The sequence below is a fragment of the Thalassorhabdomicrobium marinisediminis genome (assembly GCF_003072065.1).
In the GTDB taxonomy this organism is placed as follows: Bacteria; Pseudomonadota; Alphaproteobacteria; order Rhodobacterales; family Rhodobacteraceae; genus Octadecabacter; species Octadecabacter marinisediminis.
The window spans coordinates 415709-433133 of record NZ_QCYG01000002.1 but is presented as its reverse complement, the minus strand read 5'-3'; the positions used below and the strand labels follow the sequence as shown (position 1 = coordinate 433133).

Annotated in this window: 17 protein-coding genes and 1 tRNA gene; 7 read left to right on the top strand and 11 right to left on the bottom strand. The window is 65.8% G+C overall.

Going from position 1 to position 17425, the window contains the following annotated elements; translation table 11 throughout:
* The first annotated feature begins 116 nt into the window (after nt 1–116).
* Nucleotides 117–1370 (top strand): DNA polymerase IV, encoded by a 1254-nt coding sequence (locus DC363_RS04475; protein ID WP_108639922.1) that lies wholly within the window; start codon nt 117–119, stop codon nt 1368–1370.
* A 3-nt stretch (nt 1371–1373) separates the two neighbouring features.
* On the opposite strand, the gene DC363_RS04470 is transcribed toward DC363_RS04475, so the two are convergent.
* Nucleotides 1374–2240 (bottom strand): N-formylglutamate amidohydrolase, encoded by an 867-nt coding sequence (locus DC363_RS04470; protein ID WP_108639921.1) that lies wholly within the window; start codon nt 2238–2240, stop codon nt 1374–1376.
* Between the two features lie 155 nt (nt 2241–2395).
* On the opposite strand from DC363_RS04470, the gene DC363_RS04465 reads away from it, so the two are divergent.
* The 3 genes from DC363_RS04465 (at nt 2396) to DC363_RS04455 (ending at nt 4035) form a co-directional block, all read left to right on the top strand.
* Nucleotides 2396–2470: transfer RNA gene (locus DC363_RS04465), tRNA-Val, on the top strand.
* A 78-nt stretch (nt 2471–2548) separates the two neighbouring features.
* On the top strand, nt 2549–2674 hold the full coding sequence (gene ykgO, locus DC363_RS04460; RefSeq protein WP_005850168.1) for a type B 50S ribosomal protein L36: 126 nt from the start codon (nt 2549–2551) through the stop codon (nt 2672–2674).
* Between the two features lie 155 nt (nt 2675–2829).
* Nucleotides 2830–4035 (top strand): DVUA0089 family protein, encoded by a 1206-nt coding sequence (locus DC363_RS04455; RefSeq protein ID WP_108639920.1) that lies wholly within the window; start codon nt 2830–2832, stop codon nt 4033–4035.
* Between the two features lie 62 nt (nt 4036–4097).
* Here DC363_RS04455 and DC363_RS04450 read toward each other — a convergent pair whose 3' ends face one another.
* A complete protein-coding gene (locus DC363_RS04450; RefSeq protein ID WP_108639919.1) occupies nt 4098–5807 on the bottom strand; it encodes a peptidoglycan-binding domain-containing protein in 1710 nt (569 codons plus the stop codon).
* Between the two features lie 180 nt (nt 5808–5987).
* On the opposite strand from DC363_RS04450, the gene DC363_RS04445 reads away from it, so the two are divergent.
* Complete coding sequence (locus DC363_RS04445; protein ID WP_108639918.1) at nt 5988–7022, top strand: saccharopine dehydrogenase; 1035 nt, start codon at nt 5988–5990, stop codon at nt 7020–7022.
* Here the strand turns inward: DC363_RS04445 and DC363_RS04440 are convergent.
* The 4 genes from DC363_RS04440 to DC363_RS04425 all read right to left on the bottom strand — a co-directional run bounded on the left by DC363_RS04440 (nt 7019) and on the right by DC363_RS04425 (nt 10358).
* Nucleotides 7019–7336 carry a DUF3775 domain-containing protein gene (locus DC363_RS04440; RefSeq protein ID WP_108639917.1) on the bottom strand — a complete coding sequence of 106 codons (318 nt, stop codon included), beginning with the start codon at nt 7334–7336 and terminating at the stop codon, nt 7019–7021. The genes DC363_RS04445 and DC363_RS04440 overlap by 4 nt on opposite strands.
* A 72-nt stretch (nt 7337–7408) precedes the next feature.
* Nucleotides 7409–8143, bottom strand: a complete 735-nt coding sequence (locus DC363_RS04435; RefSeq protein ID WP_108639916.1) for an SDR family NAD(P)-dependent oxidoreductase — start codon at nt 8141–8143, stop codon at nt 7409–7411.
* A gap of 161 nt (nt 8144–8304) precedes the next feature.
* Nucleotides 8305–9063 carry a DUF1365 domain-containing protein gene (locus DC363_RS04430; protein WP_108639915.1) on the bottom strand — a complete coding sequence of 253 codons (759 nt, stop codon included), beginning with the start codon at nt 9061–9063 and terminating at the stop codon, nt 8305–8307.
* Nucleotides 9060–10358: an NAD(P)/FAD-dependent oxidoreductase gene (locus tag DC363_RS04425; RefSeq protein WP_108639914.1), complete on the bottom strand. Its 1299-nt coding sequence runs from the start codon at nt 10356–10358 to the stop codon at nt 9060–9062. The genes DC363_RS04430 and DC363_RS04425 overlap by 4 nt, the downstream gene beginning before the upstream one ends.
* Before the next feature lie 302 nt (nt 10359–10660).
* Here DC363_RS04425 and DC363_RS04420 point away from each other — a divergent pair, with 302 nt between their 5' ends.
* Together DC363_RS04420 and DC363_RS04415 are read left to right on the top strand one after the other, a co-directional pair.
* The gene (locus DC363_RS04420; protein ID WP_241962926.1) at nt 10661–11185 is read left to right on the top strand and encodes a sigma-70 family RNA polymerase sigma factor; all 525 of its coding nucleotides are present in this window, start codon (nt 10661–10663) and stop codon (nt 11183–11185) included.
* A 5-nt stretch (nt 11186–11190) separates the two neighbouring features.
* Complete coding sequence (locus DC363_RS04415; RefSeq protein WP_108639913.1) at nt 11191–11853, top strand: ChrR family anti-sigma-E factor; 663 nt, start codon at nt 11191–11193, stop codon at nt 11851–11853.
* A 38-nt stretch (nt 11854–11891) separates the two neighbouring features.
* Here DC363_RS04415 and DC363_RS04410 read toward each other — a convergent pair whose 3' ends face one another.
* The 5 genes from DC363_RS04410 to DC363_RS04390 all read right to left on the bottom strand — a co-directional run bounded on the left by DC363_RS04410 (nt 11892) and on the right by DC363_RS04390 (nt 17348).
* Complete coding sequence (locus tag DC363_RS04410) at nt 11892–12326, bottom strand: hypothetical protein (RefSeq protein ID WP_241962922.1); 435 nt, start codon at nt 12324–12326, stop codon at nt 11892–11894.
* Nucleotides 12307–12714 (bottom strand): hypothetical protein, encoded by a 408-nt coding sequence (locus DC363_RS04405; protein WP_241962921.1) that lies wholly within the window; start codon nt 12712–12714, stop codon nt 12307–12309. The genes DC363_RS04410 and DC363_RS04405 overlap by 20 nt, the downstream gene beginning before the upstream one ends.
* Before the next feature lie 72 nt (nt 12715–12786).
* A complete protein-coding gene (gene mutL, locus DC363_RS04400) occupies nt 12787–14652 on the bottom strand; it encodes a DNA mismatch repair endonuclease MutL (RefSeq protein WP_108639912.1) in 1866 nt (621 codons plus the stop codon).
* 60 nt (nt 14653–14712) lie between these two features.
* A complete protein-coding gene (locus DC363_RS04395) occupies nt 14713–16026 on the bottom strand; it encodes a M16 family metallopeptidase (protein WP_108639911.1) in 1314 nt (437 codons plus the stop codon).
* Nucleotides 16023–17348 (bottom strand): M16 family metallopeptidase, encoded by a 1326-nt coding sequence (locus DC363_RS04390; protein WP_108639910.1) that lies wholly within the window; start codon nt 17346–17348, stop codon nt 16023–16025. Before DC363_RS04390 ends, DC363_RS04395 begins: the two co-directional genes overlap by 4 nt.
* Nucleotides 17349–17425: the final 77 nt, after the last annotated feature.

The window sequence follows — 17425 nt, the reverse complement described above, 5'->3', positions numbered from 1 at the left end:
GGCCCTGCTGTCGCAACGCAGGGGCGATGCGCCCGCCCCCTGCTTCATCTGACCCTGCTAAACTCTCCCCGAAGGGCCGGCTTGCCACACCTCCCCCGCTGTCGGTAATAGGGTCCATGCCCGCCCTTTGCCGCGCCTGTCTGCACACCTTCGATGACGGCACTCGCTGCCCCGAGTGCCGCTCTCCGCGCGTGACCTCACATCCCGAATTGTTCAACCTGACCATCGCGCACATGGATTGCGACGCTTTCTATGCCAGCGTGGAAAAACGCGACAATCCCGAACTCGAAGGCAAGCCGGTGATCATCGGCGGCGGCAAGCGCGGGGTGGTCTCGACCTGCTGCTATATCGCGCGGATCAAGGGCGTGCGTTCGGCCATGCCGTCGTTTCAGGCGCTCAAACTCTGCCCCGAGGCGGTCTTCGTCAAAGGCCGGATGGAGCGCTACGTCGAAGTGTCGCGGCAGGTGCGCGCCTTGATGGATGAACTCACCCCCACGGTGGAGCCTTTGTCGCTGGATGAGGCGTTCATGGACCTGTCCGGCACCGCCAAACTGCATGGCGCGCCGCCTGCGGTAATGCTCGCGCGGTTGACCAAACGGATGCAGGAGGAGATCGGCATCACCGGCTCTATCGGTTTGAGTCACAACAAGTTTCTGGCGAAAGTGGCCTCTGACCTCGACAAGCCGCGCGGGTTTTCCGTGATCGGCAAAGAAGAAACGACCGCGTTTCTGCGCCCCAAGCCGGTCAAGCTGATCTGGGGCATCGGCCCGGTGGCGCAGCAGTCGCTGGCGGCGGCGGGCATCCGCACCTTCGACGACCTTCTGCGCTGGGATCGCCGCGACCTGCACGACCGCTTCGGCAGCATGGGGGAGCGGCTCTACGCCCTTGCCCGCGGAGAGGATGGCCGCCGCATCAGCGCGCACACGCCGGTGAAGGGGCTTAGTAACGAGACGACGTTTCACGAGGACACCAACGACCCCGACATCCTTGACGGGCATATCTGGCGGATGGCCGAAAAGGTCTCGGGGCGCGCCAAGGCCAAGGCCAAGGCGGGCCGCGTCGTCACGCTCAAACTGAAGCGCGCGAATCACAAGCTGCTGAGCAAACGCCTGAGCCTGCATCAGCCGACGCAACTGGCCGACACGATCTACCGCACGGCACGCGGCCTGTTCGATCAGGTGGGCGATCAGGGGCCCTACCGGCTCTTGGGGGTGGGGATTTCCGATCTGGTGGACGCTTCGGACGCCGATCGCGAAGGCGATCTGCTCGACCCCGATGCGGGCAAACGGGCGGAAGCGGAACGCGCAGCGGATGCGATTCGCGAACGCTTCGGGGCGGACGCCATCGTGAAGGGCCGCGCCCTGCGCTAGGGGCTATTCCGCCGCGACGCGGGCGTTTTCCGGGCGGCCGATCTTTGCCAATTCGCCGATCACGTCGCGCAGCACCGCTTTGACAGGCTCGTAATTCTCGTTCGGGGTGATCGTCGCCTCGTCCATGTAAAGCGAGCGGTCGATCTCGACCTGCACCGCGTGGCTGCGGCGCGACGGGCGGCCGTAGGTCTGGCAGATATAGGCGCCGGCAAAGGGCATGTTGCGCGCCACCTTGAACCCGGCCGCCGCAAAGGCCTGTTCGATCTGGTCCACCACCGATGAGGCTGCCGCCGCGCCGAACCGGTCGCCCAGCACCACATCGGGCCGCGCCCCGCCGGGCGGCCCCACGCTTTCAAGGGCTTCGTGGGGCATGGAATGACAATCGATGAGGATTGCCTCACCGAACTGGCTTTGCGCCTCATCCATGAGCATCTGCAACGTGTCGTGATAGGGCCGCCAGACGGTGGCGATTCGGCTGTGCGCCTCGGCCAGCGGCAGCTTGCCGCTGTAGATCGCCCGCCCGTTGGACACGACGCGGGGAATCACCCCCAGCCCGCTGGCGATGCGCGGGTTGTGGGCATGGCGGCGCACGCCTTCGATCACCGACGGGTCCAGCTCTTCCGGGGCGCGGTTGAGGTCCAGATAGGCGCGCGGCGCCTGCGCCATCAGGAAGGGCGCGCCATGTTCGACGACCGGCGCGAACAGGTCATCGACAAAGGCATCCTCGGACGAGCGTACCTGATGTTCATCCAGAACCGACCTATTCAGAAAGGCCACCGGATACATCCGGCCCGAATGGGGCGAGGCAAAGACGACCGAGGTCGAGCGCTCAGCCGGGCGCTGCAGCTTGAAGGAAATATCCGTTTTCATACGCGTTGGGCCGTCCTTTCACACTCATGTTGTAGCGCATTTCATTCGTTTGCCAAAAGTCCTTGATCCCCGCGCCGACTCTTTATATAGACCCCGCAACCGACGCGCACTTGCGCGTCCCTTTTCGTTTAGGGGCGGCACTTGCAAGGCGGGATGGGTGATTAGCTCAGCGGTAGAGCACTTCGTTGACATCGAAGGGGTCACTGGTTCGATCCCAGTATCGCCCACCATGAATTTAACCGCGCTGGCCGCAGCGCATGAACGAAACAAAGGCGCTTTTCACGCGCCGCGAGACACAGGACAGAACGATGAAAGTTCGTAACTCCCTCCGGTCGCTGAAAAACCGCCACCGCGATTGCCGCGTTGTGCGCCGCAAGGGCCGCGTTTACGTCATCAACAAGACCCAGCGCCGGTTCAAGGCCCGCCAGGGCTAAGGGTGACACCAGCCAAGTTTTGAAAGCCGCGCCGAGCCATCGGACGCGGCTTTTTCTTTGCCCGCTTTCTTTGACAGACGCTGTGCAGTGCATCTAGCCAAGGCGCAGCGCCCCGCTTACGCTGCGGCATGAATTTCCAGCAGAAAGGTCATTTTATGCCGCGTTCACTTTCCACCGCCCTGATCACGGGCCTGTTTGCCCTTGCCGCCCTGCCCGCCGCCGCGCAGGACGATTCGCTTTGCGGGGGCATCGGTGCCGCCGGCCAATGGCTGGGCGGAGAGGAGGGCGCGTCGGACCTTGCGACCGCCCCCGATTATCTTGAGCAGATGGCGCTGGTGCTGATGCAGAACGAATATGTCGGCCTGTTCACCGTGTCCGAGGCCGGGGCCTACCGGATCGAGGCGCAGGGCCGCGGCGGGGGCGACACGGTCCTTGATCTGCGCAACGCCGCCGGAGAGCTCGTCGCCTCGGACGACGACAGCGGCGGCGATGCCGCCAGCCGCATCGAAACCGACCTGGCCGCCGGCACCTATTGCGCCGCGTTGCGCAGCTTCGACGGCACGCCGCTGACCGGGTTCCTGCGCGCGGGCCGAAGCGAGCATGAGGCGCTGACCCCGGGGTTCGAGATGGGCACGCCGGACGACACGGGCGGTTGCGACATGGCGAACGCGCAGGCGTTGGCGCTGGGCGAACCCGCACAGAACCCGTGGCGCGATCAGCGCTACTATCGCCTCAGCCTCGACGCGCCCACTTCGGTCACCTTCACCGCCGAGAACGAAAGCGCCGATCCGATCCTGACGCTTTATGATAGCAACGGCGGCTGGCTGGCCGAGAACGACGATTTCGACGGGCTCAACAGCCGGATCGACATGGTCGAGCCGCTGGCCGCAGGGGACTATTGCATCGCCATCAGCACCTACGGGGACGAGACCGCAGCGATCACCGTGACCGCCAAGGCCTATGACCCGCTGGAAGTGCAACGCAACCTTTATGACCGAGGCGAAGCGAGCCCGCCGCTCGACGGCGCTTACCCCGTCACCGATCTGGGCGAGTTGCAGACCCGTCAGCGCGAAGACCTGACCGCAACCGGCACCGCCGCGTGGTATGCCTTCGAGGTGACACAGCCCGGTCTGGTGCTGGTCGAAGCCATCGCACAGGGCTACGGCGATCCGCTTTTGACGATGTATGACGATCTGGGCCGTCAGGTGGGCTACAACGACGATTCGATGAACTCGCTTGATTCGCAGCTGACGGTGCGGGTGCAGGCGGGAACCTATCTTGTGGCCGTGAAACAGGTCGACAGCGCGGCGAGCGGCCCGATCCGGCTGCTGTTCGAACGCTACGTTCCCGCGCAGCCCTGATCCTCGCGCGCACTGGCGAAACGCAACGCCCCGTCAGCCTGAGCTGGCGGGGCGTTTCACGTCTAGTCGCTGAAGTCGAACCCGATGGAGCCGGTCAAGAGCTTCACCGCCGTCGCCCGGTCCACATATCCCGTGGGCGTCAGCCCCTCGCTTTGCTGATAGGCGCGGATCGCGTCGCGGGTGTCCCCGTCCACCCGTCCGTCCAGCCGTCCGGGATTGTGGCCAAGATCGCGCAGGCGCAGCTCAAGCAGTTGCGCGCGGATCCCCGAGAGGCGCAGCGCATCCTCCTCGTCGCGGGCCTGCCGGATCTGTGCCTGCGTCACCCGGGGGGCGGACAATTCCTCGATCCGGGCGCGGGCCTGTTCGGCAAAGACGCCCGACGGATAGGACGCCAGATATTCCTGATAAGAGGCGATCACGTCATCCTCGCGCGCTTCGGCCCAAGCAGCCCGATCCTCGGCTTCCGCCTGTTCGCGCCGCAGGTCTTCGATGGTCGCCAGTCGCGATTTGGCGATGTCGGAGAACAGCCCGTCAGGGTAGCGATCCAAATAGGCGCGAAGCCCCGGCGCATCGCCGCGCGCGCCGGTCTCGGACCAGTAGTTGCGGTCGCGCGCTTCGGCGCGGGCGCGTTCCCGCTCTTCCTCGGCCTCGATCTCGGCCTGCCTTCGGGCGGCCTGCGCATCAAGCAGGCTGATCTGGTCCCGCGTAAGGTATGAGGTCTGCGGGAAGCCGTTCGACTGTTGCCAGTTGGTGATGGCGCGGCGGGTGCCCGAGCCGAAGATCCCGTCCACGCCGCGGGTGTTGTAGTCCAGCAGCGTCAGATTGTTCTGGATCGACCGGCGGGCGGCGCGGTCCAGCGACAAAGCCTCTTCCGCGCGGCGGGCGTTGCGGTTCGGATCGGACTGGATCTCTTCGATCTGGCTGCGCGCCTCGGCTGCGAAACGCCCGTTGGGATAGCGGTTGATATAGGTGCGATAGGCTTCGATCGTGTCGGCCTGAGTGGCGCGGTCCCACAGGTCGGCTTCGATGTTCAGGTCTTCGTCACTGGGCCCCGAGGGGGGCCGGGGCGAGAAAAGCCCGCCTTGCGGGGCCTCATTGGCGTCCTCTTCGGCGGGCATCAGCACCCAATCGGCGGGCAGGAACCCTTCGACGGTGACACCCTCGCGGTCGCGCAGCCCGCTGCCCAGTTCAGCCGCCGGTTCGGTGAGCACGCCCGCAAGCAGGGCCGCGGCGTTCGACGGGGTGGCGCGAATCACGGTGACCCCTTGGGGGATCTCAAGCGCGCCAACGCCGGGGCGCAGCGCGGAACCGCCCAGATCAAGGCTGCGGCGGTCCCCCTCGCCCAGCAGCAGCACCGCTTGCCCGGGCCGCGTGGCCAGAACCTGTAGCACGCTGTCCAGCGACAGCGCTTGGCCCTGCACCGAGAACAGGTCCGGCGTGCGCGCCTCGGCGGTCAGCAACCACGTGCGGGTGCCGTCGGTCACGAAATGCCCCGACATCGCGACCACAAGGCGTTCGGCCTCTGCCGCCTGATCCTGAAAGGCGCGCGCCAGATCGGTCGCGGCGCCAGCTTTGGGGTTGGCGCGGCCGAGCACCTCGAACCCGAGGCGTTCCAGCCGCTCCGACGCCTGCAACAGGTTGTCCGCGCGGCGCACCCGGTCCAGCCGGTCATAGCGTTCCGCCCCCAGCAGCAGGGCGACGTCATCCGCCAACGCGGGCAAAGGCGCAAGGCCGGTCAGAAGCAGGGTCGTGGTGAGGAGCAATCGGCGCATGGGGCGTCCTTTCTTGTCAGTCGGCCCGAGTTTCGGGTTTCGGGCGCCGCTATTCAATAGCACGGACCCCAACGTGCGACCCGGTGGCAAGGTTCCTCCGCCTGCAGGCCCCGAAGCGGGTTGCTCCGTGCCCGTCAGGCGCTACGGTAAAGCTGCGCCCCTAGCCAAGGATACCATGCGATGCTGATCTGGATGCGACACGAAAGCCGCGAGAATGAGGCCCGCGCGCCGCTGACGCCCGAGGGCGTGCGCCAGTTGCAGGCGCAGGGCTGGCGGGTCGTGGTGGAACGGTCGCCGCAGCGCTGCATCCCCGACGACGCCTATGCCGACGCAGGATGCGAGATGGTGCCCCCGGAGAGTTGGCCCGCCGCGCCAAACGACGCGATCATCCTTGGCCTGAAAGAGCTGCCCGCCGACGGCACGCCATTGCGGCACCGGCACATCATGTTCGGCCATGCGTTCAAGGCCCAGCATTCGGGGCGCATCCTGCTGGACCGGTTCAAGGCGGGGGGCGGCACGTTGCTTGATCTGGAGTATCTGGTGGATGAGATGGACCGCCGCGTGGTGGCCTTTGGCTATTGGGCCGGCTTCGCGGGCGCGGCCCTTTCGGTCATGGCGTGGGGGCGGCAACAGACGGGTGCGCGGCTTGGCACGGTCGGGGTCTTCGCCTCGGCCGACGCGATGGTCGAGGCGGCGGGCGCGGCGCTGGACGGGCGAACCCCGTCGGCGCTGATCATCGGGGCGCTGGGGCGGGTCGGCACTGGCGCGGCCGAGTTGTGCCGCAAGGTCGGGATCGAACCCACCGGCTGGGACATGGCCGAAACCGCCGCAGGCGGCCCCTTTCCAGCAGTGCTGCGCCATGACATCCTTCTCAACTGCATTCTGGCCCACGCGGGCGCGCCGGTCTTCGTCGAAGCGGACGCGGGCGGGGCGGATCGCGCGCTTTCGGTGATCGGCGACATCGCCTGCGATCCGGACAGCGATTATTCCCCGATCAAGGTCTATGACCGCGCGACGACATGGGCCGAACCGGTGCTGCGGGTTCACGACGGCCCGCCGCTGGACGTCATGGCCATCGACAACCTGCCGTCGCTCTTGCCGCGCGAAAGCACCGAGGATTTCGCCGCACAATTGCTGCCGCACCTGCTCGCACTTGACTCGCCGGACGCGAGGGTGTGGAAGCGGGCGGAAGCGACGTTCCGCGCGCAGGTCTAGTAGAGATCATCCTCTTCCGCGGCGGCCGAGATGCCCAGCGCGTCCAGCCCGTTTTCCAGATGGTCCGCCAGATGCGGTGAGCCCTTGAGGTATTGCTCGGTCGGGGTCGTCGCCTCGCTCAGGGCGGTCTCGTAAGCCTCTTGATATTCGGCGGCGTCGAAACTGTCGCGGCCGATCCACATGAGCGCCACAAGGCTGGCCTGCTCTTCTTCGCTCAGTCCTGAGACGAAGGCGTCGAACTCACGCTCGCCGCGCGACATGTCGCGGGCAAGGATGATGATTTCGGCCACTTTGTCGGTATTGATTTTCAGCATGATCGGAAACCTCCTGTGTTGGGCCAGATTGCCCCGCCAGTAGAGACCGCGCCTTGATTTGGGACAAGGTATCTATTTTCCGAAAATCCGGTAATATGCCCAGTCCGGCAGGAACTGGGACAGACGGAAGACCCATGAAAACAGCGTCGGGAAGGCGGATTTGAACCTCTCCGAGCCCATGTGTTCGAACATGTGCTGCGCGGCCTCGTCCGGTTGCATCAGGAAGGGCATCTTGAAGTCGTTCTTGTCGGTGAGCTGGGTCTTGATGAACCCCGGCAGCGCCACCTGCACCTCGACCCCCGTTTTGCGCAGATCGGCGTGCATGGATTCCGCAAGCGACAGGGTCGCCGCCTTGGATGCGGTATAGCCGATCGAGCCGGGCAGGCCGCGAAACGCCGTGAGCGACGAGGTGATGACGATATGCCCGTCGTCCCGCGCCACCATATCAGGCACCACCTGCCCCAGCACCCGCATGAAGCCGGTGAAGTTGATATCGGCCATGGCCACCGCCTGATCAGCGTCCCACTCCTGCGCGCCGAAGGGCCAATAGACCCCGGCCAGAAGCACCACACCGTCGATCCGGCCAACGGCGCGGGCGGCGGCCTTTACGCTGTCGTCGTCGCTGGTGTCGACAACCTGATAGGACGCCTTGCCGGGCATCTCGGCGACGGCTTGCTGCAAGGTATCCTCGGACCGGGCGGAGAGGATCACCTCAACCCCGGCGCGGTTCAATTTCAACGCCAGCGCCTTGCCGAGCCCCTCGCTCGCGCCGACGAGCCAATACCGTTTGCCTTGCCAGTCCCGCATCATCCTACTCCGTCACTCATCCAGTTTTGTCAGCGCCAAACGGCCGAACGCCCCGATCTTCAGGCGAGCGCGTAAAGCACTGTCAAAAGACCTAGCGCGGCGGGCGGATTGTCCATGCCGGGGCGGTGCCCTGCCGTCGGGAGAGCGGTGGTGCCGGGCGTTCACCGGCTGACGTCATCCGGTGGCGGCGCGGGACGGGGGCGGTATCCGGCGCCCTTCAGCCAGAGTTTCAGCGCCTGGTAGTGGATCAACGTCAGCACCCTGCGGGACCCGAAGGGACGGCGCAACAGCGCGCGCAGGATCGAGCCGTTGGAAAGCGGGCGGCGCGACCCGGTGAGCGTGGCGATCAGCCCGCCGTGGCCGTGGGTGTAGTCGATCCAGACGCCGATCCGGTCCGGGCGTATGTCGAAGCGGAACGCATAGCCCCCCGCCACGTCCTGAAACGGCGAGACGTGGAAAATCTTTCGGGCCTTCACCGTCACCTCTTTGGTCAGGGGGGCCAGATTATCGGCGTGACACAGGTAAGAATGGCGATCCCCGAAGGTGTTCGAGACTTCGGCAATGACCACCCGCAGCACGTCCGCGTTGTCGTGACACAGCCAGAACGACACCGGATTGAACACATGGCCCAGCACGCGCGGTTGGGTCAGAAGGTCGATCCGGCCCGGCACGTCGAGAGCATGGGCCGCGAGCACGTCCCGCACCCAAGCCGCACCCTGCCCCTGTTTCGGCGCGCCGCCGTGGTTGCTGTCGTGCAGCGACATAAGGCCCGCACCGTTGCGCGCGAACAGGGACGGGCCTTGCACCTCGGCCTCGGCATCGAGCAACACGTAGTCGATGGAGTAGCGGAAGGCGTTCTTCACCGCCCCCCGCCGCCCGTGATAGGTCTGGCCCGCGATATGGTCGATGCCCGCGCTCACTGCGCCGCCACGCCCACCGCCGCGCGGCCCCGCAAGCCCTCAACCACATCCATCGCCGAGGCGATCCCGTCTTCGTGAAAGCCGTTCTTCATCCACGCGCCGCAATACCACGTGTTGTTGGCCCCGTTCAGACCCACCGCCGCCTTCTGTGCCGCCAGCGCGCCAAGGTCATAGACCGGATGGCGCAGGGTGACCTCATCCCAGATCAGATGCGCCTTGATCTCGCGCGTGGTGTTGAGCGTGACGAACAGCGATTCCTCGCGCAGCCACGGCTGCAGCTTGTTCATCCAGTAGGTCAGGTCGATCCGCTCGGATGTCTTGGTCGCATCCTCGGAGTAGATCCACGACGACCAGACCGCCTTGCGCTTGGGCATGATGCCCTCATCCGAATGCAGCACGATCCGATTGGGCTGATACCTGATCGCGCCCAGCACCGCGCGTTCCTCGGGTGTGGGGTCGCTCAGCAGATGCAGGCTGTCGTCGGAATGGGTGGCGAAGATCACCTCGTCGAACGCCTCCCACTCGCCGCCCTGCGCCTTGATCTGCACGCCGCCTGCGTCCCGGCGCACGCCATCCACGGGGGTGCCCAAGCGCATCACCACGCCCCGGTCGGCCATGGCGAGCCCGAGCCGCGACACATATTCCTGCGAGCCGCCCTTGACCGTATACCATTGATGTTGCCCGAAAATCCCCAACAGCGCGTGATTGTCGAAGAAGGTCATCATCGCGTGGGCGGGGAAGTCCATCACCTGTTCGGTCGGGGTGGACCAGATCGCGCCGGACAGCGGCAGCAGGTAATAATCGCGGAAATACGGCCCCGCGCCAAGCTTCTCGATCAGCCCGCGCACGGTCAGCCCCGGTTCGTTCGACAGGCGCAGCCCGTTCTTGTTGAAGTTCAGAATGTCGCGGATCATGCGCAGAAACTTCGGGTTCGCCGCATTGCGCCCCTGCGCGAACATCGCCCCGAGCGAGGCGAGCCCGTATTCGAAGGCCCCGCCCCGGATCGACGCGCCGAAGGACATGTTCGACGGCACCACCGGCACGTCGAGCGTGTCGAACAGCGCCGTGAGATGGGGATAATTTTCGTAGTTGAACACGATGAAGCCCGTATCGACCGGTTGATCCCCCAGCTTGCCGCCCATGCGGGTCCGGGCGTGGCCACCAAGACGCTTTTCGGCCTCGAACAGCACCACCGCATGGTCGCGGGCCAACTCATAGGCGGCGGCCATGCCGGAAATGCCTGCGCCGATCACGGCGATCCGCTTGCGGGGTTGATGGGTCTGATCAAGGGGCATGGCAATCCGATCTGGCTGTTGTCGTGGTCGGACCGCACGGCGCCGTGTGCCCTTGTTCCACCCTGTTACGGGGCCTGCGCGGGATCGGTTTTGTTTTTTGCGAAAATCTCGGGGCGGGTGATCCAGCGCGGCGGGGCGCGCGTATCCCTTGCATGTTGACCTTGGAAACCCAATCGGCACAATCGGCGGGACCCGCGACGCGCGCGGGCTACGTCATGCTTGCGCGGTCCAGAGCGAAGACCGGCCCGCGTGGCCGCACGAAGGGACCTTGCTTGACGTCGACACCCCCGAAACCGGACCGCATGGCCTGGGTCACCGAGATCACCGCGATCCGTGAAGCGCAGGACCGAAAGGCCTTCGCCGCGCTTTTCGCCTATTTCGCACCGCGGGTGAAATCCTTCCTGATGAAGTCCGGCGCGTCGGCGGACGTGGCCGAGGATGTCAGCCAGGACGTGATGGCAACCGTCTGGCGCAAGGCGCATCTGTTTGATCCCCGCAAGGCAAGCGTATCGACGTGGATCTTCACCATCGCCCGCAACCGCCGCATCGACATCCTGCGCAAACAACGCCGCCCCGAGCCGGAAGAGCTGCCCTGGGGCCCCGAAGCCGCCCCCGATCAGGCCGACGCGCTGGCCCTTCAACAGGAAAGCGAACAGCTCAGGTCCGCGATGGCGGAGCTGCCGGAAAAGCAAAAAGACCTCGTCCTGCGGGCGTATTTCGGGGAGCTCACCCACCGCGAGATTTCCGAGGCGACCGGCCTGCCGCTGGGCACGATCAAATCAAGACTACGTTTGGCGCTGGACCGTCTGCGCCACCAGATGAAGTGACCGATATGACCGAAATCAAACATCACCTGACCGACGATCTGCTGATGGCCTATTCCGCGGGGGCTCTGCCGGAAGGGTTCAGCCTTGTCGTGGCCACGCATATCTCGCTGTGCGACGAATGCCGGGCGCGAATGTTGGCCTTCGATGCCGTGGGTGGGGCCGTTGTCGACGACCTGTCCCCCGTGGCCTTGTCCGAGGGCAGCTTTGCCGAAACGCTGGCCCGGATTGACGCTGTCGGGGCCGACGCCGGGGCCGAGACCGCGCCAGAGCCTACCACCGCCCGGTCCGGCGTGTTTCCCACGCCGCTGCAAGCCTATGTCGGCGGCGATCTGGAAGCGGTGAGATGGCGGCGCGTGGGCGGCGGCGTGCGGCAGGCGGTGCTGCGGGTCGATCGCTCAAGCAGGGTGCGGCTGCTGCACATCCCGGCGGGAACGGCCGTGCCGGACCATGGCCACCGGGGCACCGAGTTGACGCTGGTGCTACAGGGCGCGTTCCGCGATGAGGTGGATCACTTCGGCACCGGCGATATCGAGATCGCCACCGAGGAGCTGGATCACCAGCCCGTGGCCGACCTGGGCGAAGATTGCATCTGCCTTGCGGCAACCGACGCGCCGCTGCGCTTCCACGGGCTGCTGCCACGGATCGCGCAACCGTTTCTGGGGATCTGACGGGGGCGTTCGGCTAAGATCGCCCCCGCATGGGCTTATCACCCGCCTGTCGCCGGACTCGCTGCGACGGCCCCTGCGGACGGCAAGGAAACCCAGCGCAGGCCGATCACCTCATCCTTGGTCAGGTCAGTCATCTGCCCGACACCCGACGGCACGCCGCCGGGGTCCGGCTGCAACACCACCCGCTGCGCGTCGTTGCCGTAGCTCACGCCGTTCTCGGTCGGCTCAAGCTCGAAGGTGGCGCCGTTGGACAGTTGCACGCAGGTCTTGCGGAACATCTGGTCACCGCAGTCGATGATCTGTGCCTGCTCGGGCATGCCCGTCAGCACGTTCTGGTAATAATAGGTCAGCGTGTTGCCCGGTGCGAAGGGGCCGGTCTCACCGCCGGGAAGCGGGGCCGTGCAGGCCGCGACGGCGCCCAGAAGGGCCAGCGCGGCCCCCTGTTTCAATCTTTTAGTTCCAAGCAAGTTCACGCTCCACTCCCTGCCATTCCAGAATCCCGTCCCCGCCCGGGGACAAATAAAATGTTCGACCGGCATAGGCGCCGGTCACTTTGAAATAATCCGGGGTGCGCGTCAGATGCCCGACGCCCCCCGCTCCGCCGCAGATACGTGTGCCATTCCGGCAGGGCGTCAAGCTGTAGGTGTGCAGATCGCCGTGTTCGGGGGCAACGACATAGACCGGGCCGGAGTCGAACGGCAGGTCGCGATAGGCGACGTCAACCTCGCGCCGGGTTTCGGCCAGAAGGTCAAGGGTGCGCAGCTGTTCGGCGGTGGCGTCGAGGTCGACCGGATCGTTGAACTCCGCCGTGCCACAGGCGGCAAGCCCCGCAAGTCCGACCAGAAACACCGATAACCGCATACCAATTCCCTTCTTTTCGGCCACGCTACCGTCCGGTTTGGCGCACCTCAATAGGTTTGTCGGCCGCAGCGTTCATGTGCGGCCAAAAAGTCGTTCGATGTCCGAGAGTTTGAGTTCCACATAGGTGGGGCGCCCGTGGTTGCACTGACCCGAGCGCGGTGTGCGCTCCATCTCGCGCAAGAGGGCGTTCATCTCTTCCCCGCGCATCCGGCGACCCGTTCGGATCGAGCCGTGACAGGCCACGCGGGACAGGATCGCTTCGAGCTTTTCCTGCACCAGCGTGCTGGTCCCCTGATCGTCAAGCTCGTCCAGCACGTCGCGCAGCAGGGCTTCGGCGTTGACCTCACCCAGCAGGGCGGGCGTTTCGCGCACGGCGATGGCACCGCCGCCGAAGGGTTCGATGGTCAGCCCCAGCCGGGACAGGTCTTCGGCATGGGCCAGCAGTTGCGCGGCATCGCTGTCGGACATCTCGATGATCTCGGGGATCAGCAGCGCCTGCGCCGCGACCCCGTTCTGCGCCATCTGCGTCTTGAGTTTTTCATAAACCAGCCGTTCGTGCGCGGCGTGGCCGTCGACGATGACGATGCCGGTTTCGGTCTGGGCGATGATGTAGTTTTCATGCACCTGCGCGCGGGCGGCCCCGAGGGGGTGATCCTCGCCCCGGTCCTCTTGCGGGGGCTCTTCCACGCGGCCGGTCATGTCCGGCGCCATCTCGGCAAACCCCGGCGCGGGGTCGGGGCGGTAGGCGGGGCCGGTGCCGCCGCCGGTGGGCCGGTCCATCTGATAAACGCGCGGCGCGCCCGTCGCCGTATCGGCGGGCTGTTCGGGTTGCATCGCGCCCAGCGTCGCCTGCGCCACGGTGGTTGAGGCCCGGTGCCCCGCTTCGGCGAGTGCGTGGCGCAAACCGCTCACGATCAGGCCGCGCACGCCGCCGGGGTCGCGGAAGCGCACTTCGGATTTGGCGGGGTGCACGTTGACGTCCACGCGGGTGGGGTCGAGGTCGATGAACAGGCAGGCGGCGGGGTGCCGGTCGCGGCTCAGCGTGTCCATATAGGCCCCGCGCAAGGCCCCGTGCAGCAGCTTGTCGCGCACCGGACGGCCATTGACGAAAAGGAATTGCTGCACCGAAGAGCCGCGCGAATAGGTGGGCAGCGCGGCATAGCCGGTCAGGTGCACGCCCTCGCGTTGGGCGTCGATGGCCAGTGCGTTGTCTGCAAAATCCCGGCCCAACACGCAGCGCAGGCGGGCGTGCAACCCGTCGAACATGTCGCCGCTTTCCGCATCGGCGCGGAAGGTGGTGCGGGACTTGCCGCCAGAGACATCGGTGAGGATGAAGGTCACGAAGGGTTCGGCCATGGCGAGACGTTTGATCACATCGCCGATCGCCTGCATCTCTGCCCGGTCCGTGCGCAGGAATTTCAGCCGCGCGGGCGTGGCGTAGAACAGGTCGCGCAATTCGACGACCGTGCCCGAGGACAGCGCGGCGGGGCGCACGGCGTCATGCTGGCCGCCCGCGACCGTGACCTCGGCCCCCGCGCCCGTCTTGGTCCGGCTGCGAATGGTCAAACGACCCACGGCCCCGAGCGAGGGCAGCGCCTCACCCCGGAAGCCGAAGCTGTGAATGTTGAGCAGGTCCGAGCCGTCAATCTTCGACGTCGCATGGCGCGACAGCGCCAGCGGCAGATCGTCGGCGGTCATGCCCACGCCGTTGTCGGTGACGCGGATCAGGGTCTTGCCGCCATCGGCGACGGCAATTTCGATGCGGGTCGCCTTGGCGTCCAACGCGTTCTCGACCAGTTCCTTAACCGCCGAGGCGGGGCGTTCGACCACCTCACCTGCGGCGATGCGGTTGATCGCCGCCTCATCCAGTTGACGGATGCAGGGCGCGGGGGCGTCAGGGGCGCGGGAATCGCCTATCTTGGGGTCTAGGGCTGTCATGCCGCTAGGGATAGCATGAACCGCGCCGATTCTGACAGGGCTATTCGGGGCAATTCGGGGCTACTGGTCGGTGTTTTCCAACCCTTCGGGCTGGCCCACAACCACGAAATGCAGCCCCTCAGGGTCAAGCAATTCCGAGGCCACGCGGTTCACCTCTTCCAGCGTCACGGCCTCGACCATGGCGTTGCGGTTGACCACGTAATCCGCTGGCAGCCCCTGCCGCTGCATGCCGACCAGAATGCCCGCGATCTCGGCGTTGCCGTCGAACCGCAGCGGGTAAGCACCGGTGAGGTAGGTCTTGGCCTGCTGCAACTCTTCCGCCGTTACGCCGTTTTCGGCGAGCTTCGCCCATTCGTCGCGCACAACCTCGATCGCCTGTGCGATGGTGCTGTTGGCCGAGGCGACTTGCCCCAGATAGAGCGCGGCGAGGTCTTTGGGCACGAGGTGGGTGTAGATGCCATAGGTCAGACCGCGCTTCTCGCGCACTTCACGCATCAGGCGGCTTTCGACACCGCGCCCGCCGAGAATCTCGTTGAGCAGATAGGCGGCGAAGAAATCCTCGTCATCGCGGTCGATCCCCTCGTGCCCGAACAGCGCCACCGATTGCGGCGTATCGAAGGGAATCACGGTGGTCGAGCCGTCCAGCGCCACGTCCACAGAGTCGGGGCGCGGCGGGCCATCCTCGGGCAGATCGCCCAGCAAGGTGTCGATCAGCGCGCCCAGCTCTTCGGCGGAAATGTCACCCGCAGCACCGACGTGGACGCGGGACTTCACCAGCGCGTTGCGGTGGGCGGCGATCATGTCATCGCGGGTCAGGGCGGTGACGCTTTCGGCGGTGCCGTTGATCGAGGTGCCGTAGGGGTGATCGCCGAAAGCGGCCTTATCGAAGGCGGTGCCGGCGATGTCGTTGGGGTCCTGCGCCTCGCCCCGGATGATCGAGAGCACCTGCCCCCGCACGCGGTCCAAAGCGGACTGGTCGAAGCGCGGCTCGGTCAGCGCCTGCCGCAGCAGGGCCACGGCCTCGTCTCGGTTCTCGGACAGGAACACGGCGGAGATCGAAACCGAATCGTCATAGGCGTCGAACCCGTAGGAGGCCGCCAGCGCTTCGCGGGCTTCCTGAAACGCACGCGCGCCGAGATCGCCGGAGCCTTCCTCAAGCAGCGCCATCATCAGGTTGGTCGCGCCGCGTTTGCCGGGCAGATCCAGCGAAGCGCCCCCGTCGATCAGGATTTCGATGGCAACGAAGGGGATAGACTCTTCCTGCACCAGCCATGCGTCGATCCCGCCCGGCGAAGTCACTTCCTGAATGTCGATTTCGGCCTGCGCGGTGGCGGCCAGCAGCGTGAGCCAGAGCGCGGCGATGTAACGTATCATTGGAGAACCTCCCGATTTGGAACGACCCAGCCGGTGACCGAGCGGTCCCGGTCCAGCACACGTTCGGCCACAGCAAGGACATCCTCGGCGGTGACCGCTTGCAGGATCTCGGGCCAGGCCTGCACATCCTCGACCGTCAGCCCCGAGGTGAGCGCCGCGCCGTATCGCCGCGCCAGCCCGCCCACATCATCGCGGGCGTAGATTTCGCTGGCCTTGAGCTGGGTGCGCAGGGCCTCCATCCGCTCAGGATCGATGCCTGCGTCCAGAAACGCGGTGATCGCCGTGTCCATCTTGTCCTCGGCCTCTTGCAGGGTCACGCCCTCGGCGGGCACGACGGTGAGGCCGAAGGTGCCGTCGTCAAGGTTCAGCCCATCGTAATAGGCGCTGGAATAGACGGCGGTTGTGCTGTCGAACTGCAGCGCGATGCCAAGGGCCGAGGTGAACGGCGAGCCGCCCAGAAGCTCGGCCAGATAGGTCAGCGCGGCGGCCTCTTCCTGCGCGCCGGGGTCGCGTTCGGGGGCAAGATAGCTGCGGGTGAGATAGGGCTGCGCCACGCGCGAATCCTCGAAGATCAGGCGGCGTTCGGCGATTTGCGGCGGTTCCTGACTGCGGATGCGTTCGGGCAAATTCGGCTCGGCCGGAATCGGGCCGTAGTGTTCCTCGGCCAGTGCGAGCACCTCGGCAGGCTCCACATCGCCCGCGACGACCAGAATGGCGTTGTTCGGCGAATAATAGAGGTCATAGAAGGACAGCGCGTCCTCCATGTCCAACTCCTCCATCTCGTGCTTCCAACCGATGATCGGCACGCCGTAGCGGTGATTGAGATATTGCGCCGCGCGCATCTGTTCACGAGCCAGAGCACCCGGGGAATTCTCGGTCCGCTGGTTGCGTTCTTCAAGAATCACGCCGCGTTCGGTGACGATGTCTTCTTCGGTGAGCACCAGATTGGTCATCCGGTCGGCCTCATACTGCATCATCAGCGGCAGGCGGTCCGCGGCGATCCGTTGGAAATAGCCGGTATAGTCGAAGCTGGTAAAGGCATTGTCCGAGCCGCCGTTTTCGGCCACGACGCGCTGGAACTCACCGCTTTCGACGGTGTCGGTGCCCTTGAACAGCAGGTGTTCAAGAAAATGCGCCACCCCCGACGAGCCCACAGGCTCATCGGCGGAGCCCGCCCGATACCAGAGCATATGGACCACGACGGGGGCGCGGTGATCCTCGATCACCACGACGTCCATGCCGTTGTCCAATTGATAGGTGGTGACTTCTTCTGCCGTCGCCGCGACGGCGAAACAGGCAAAAACCGCTGCAAGAAGACGCATGGGGAACTCCGCTACTGACTTGTGCAGAACCTACGTCACACGGGGCGGTCTGCAAGGGGGCAAACGCGGATGTGAGG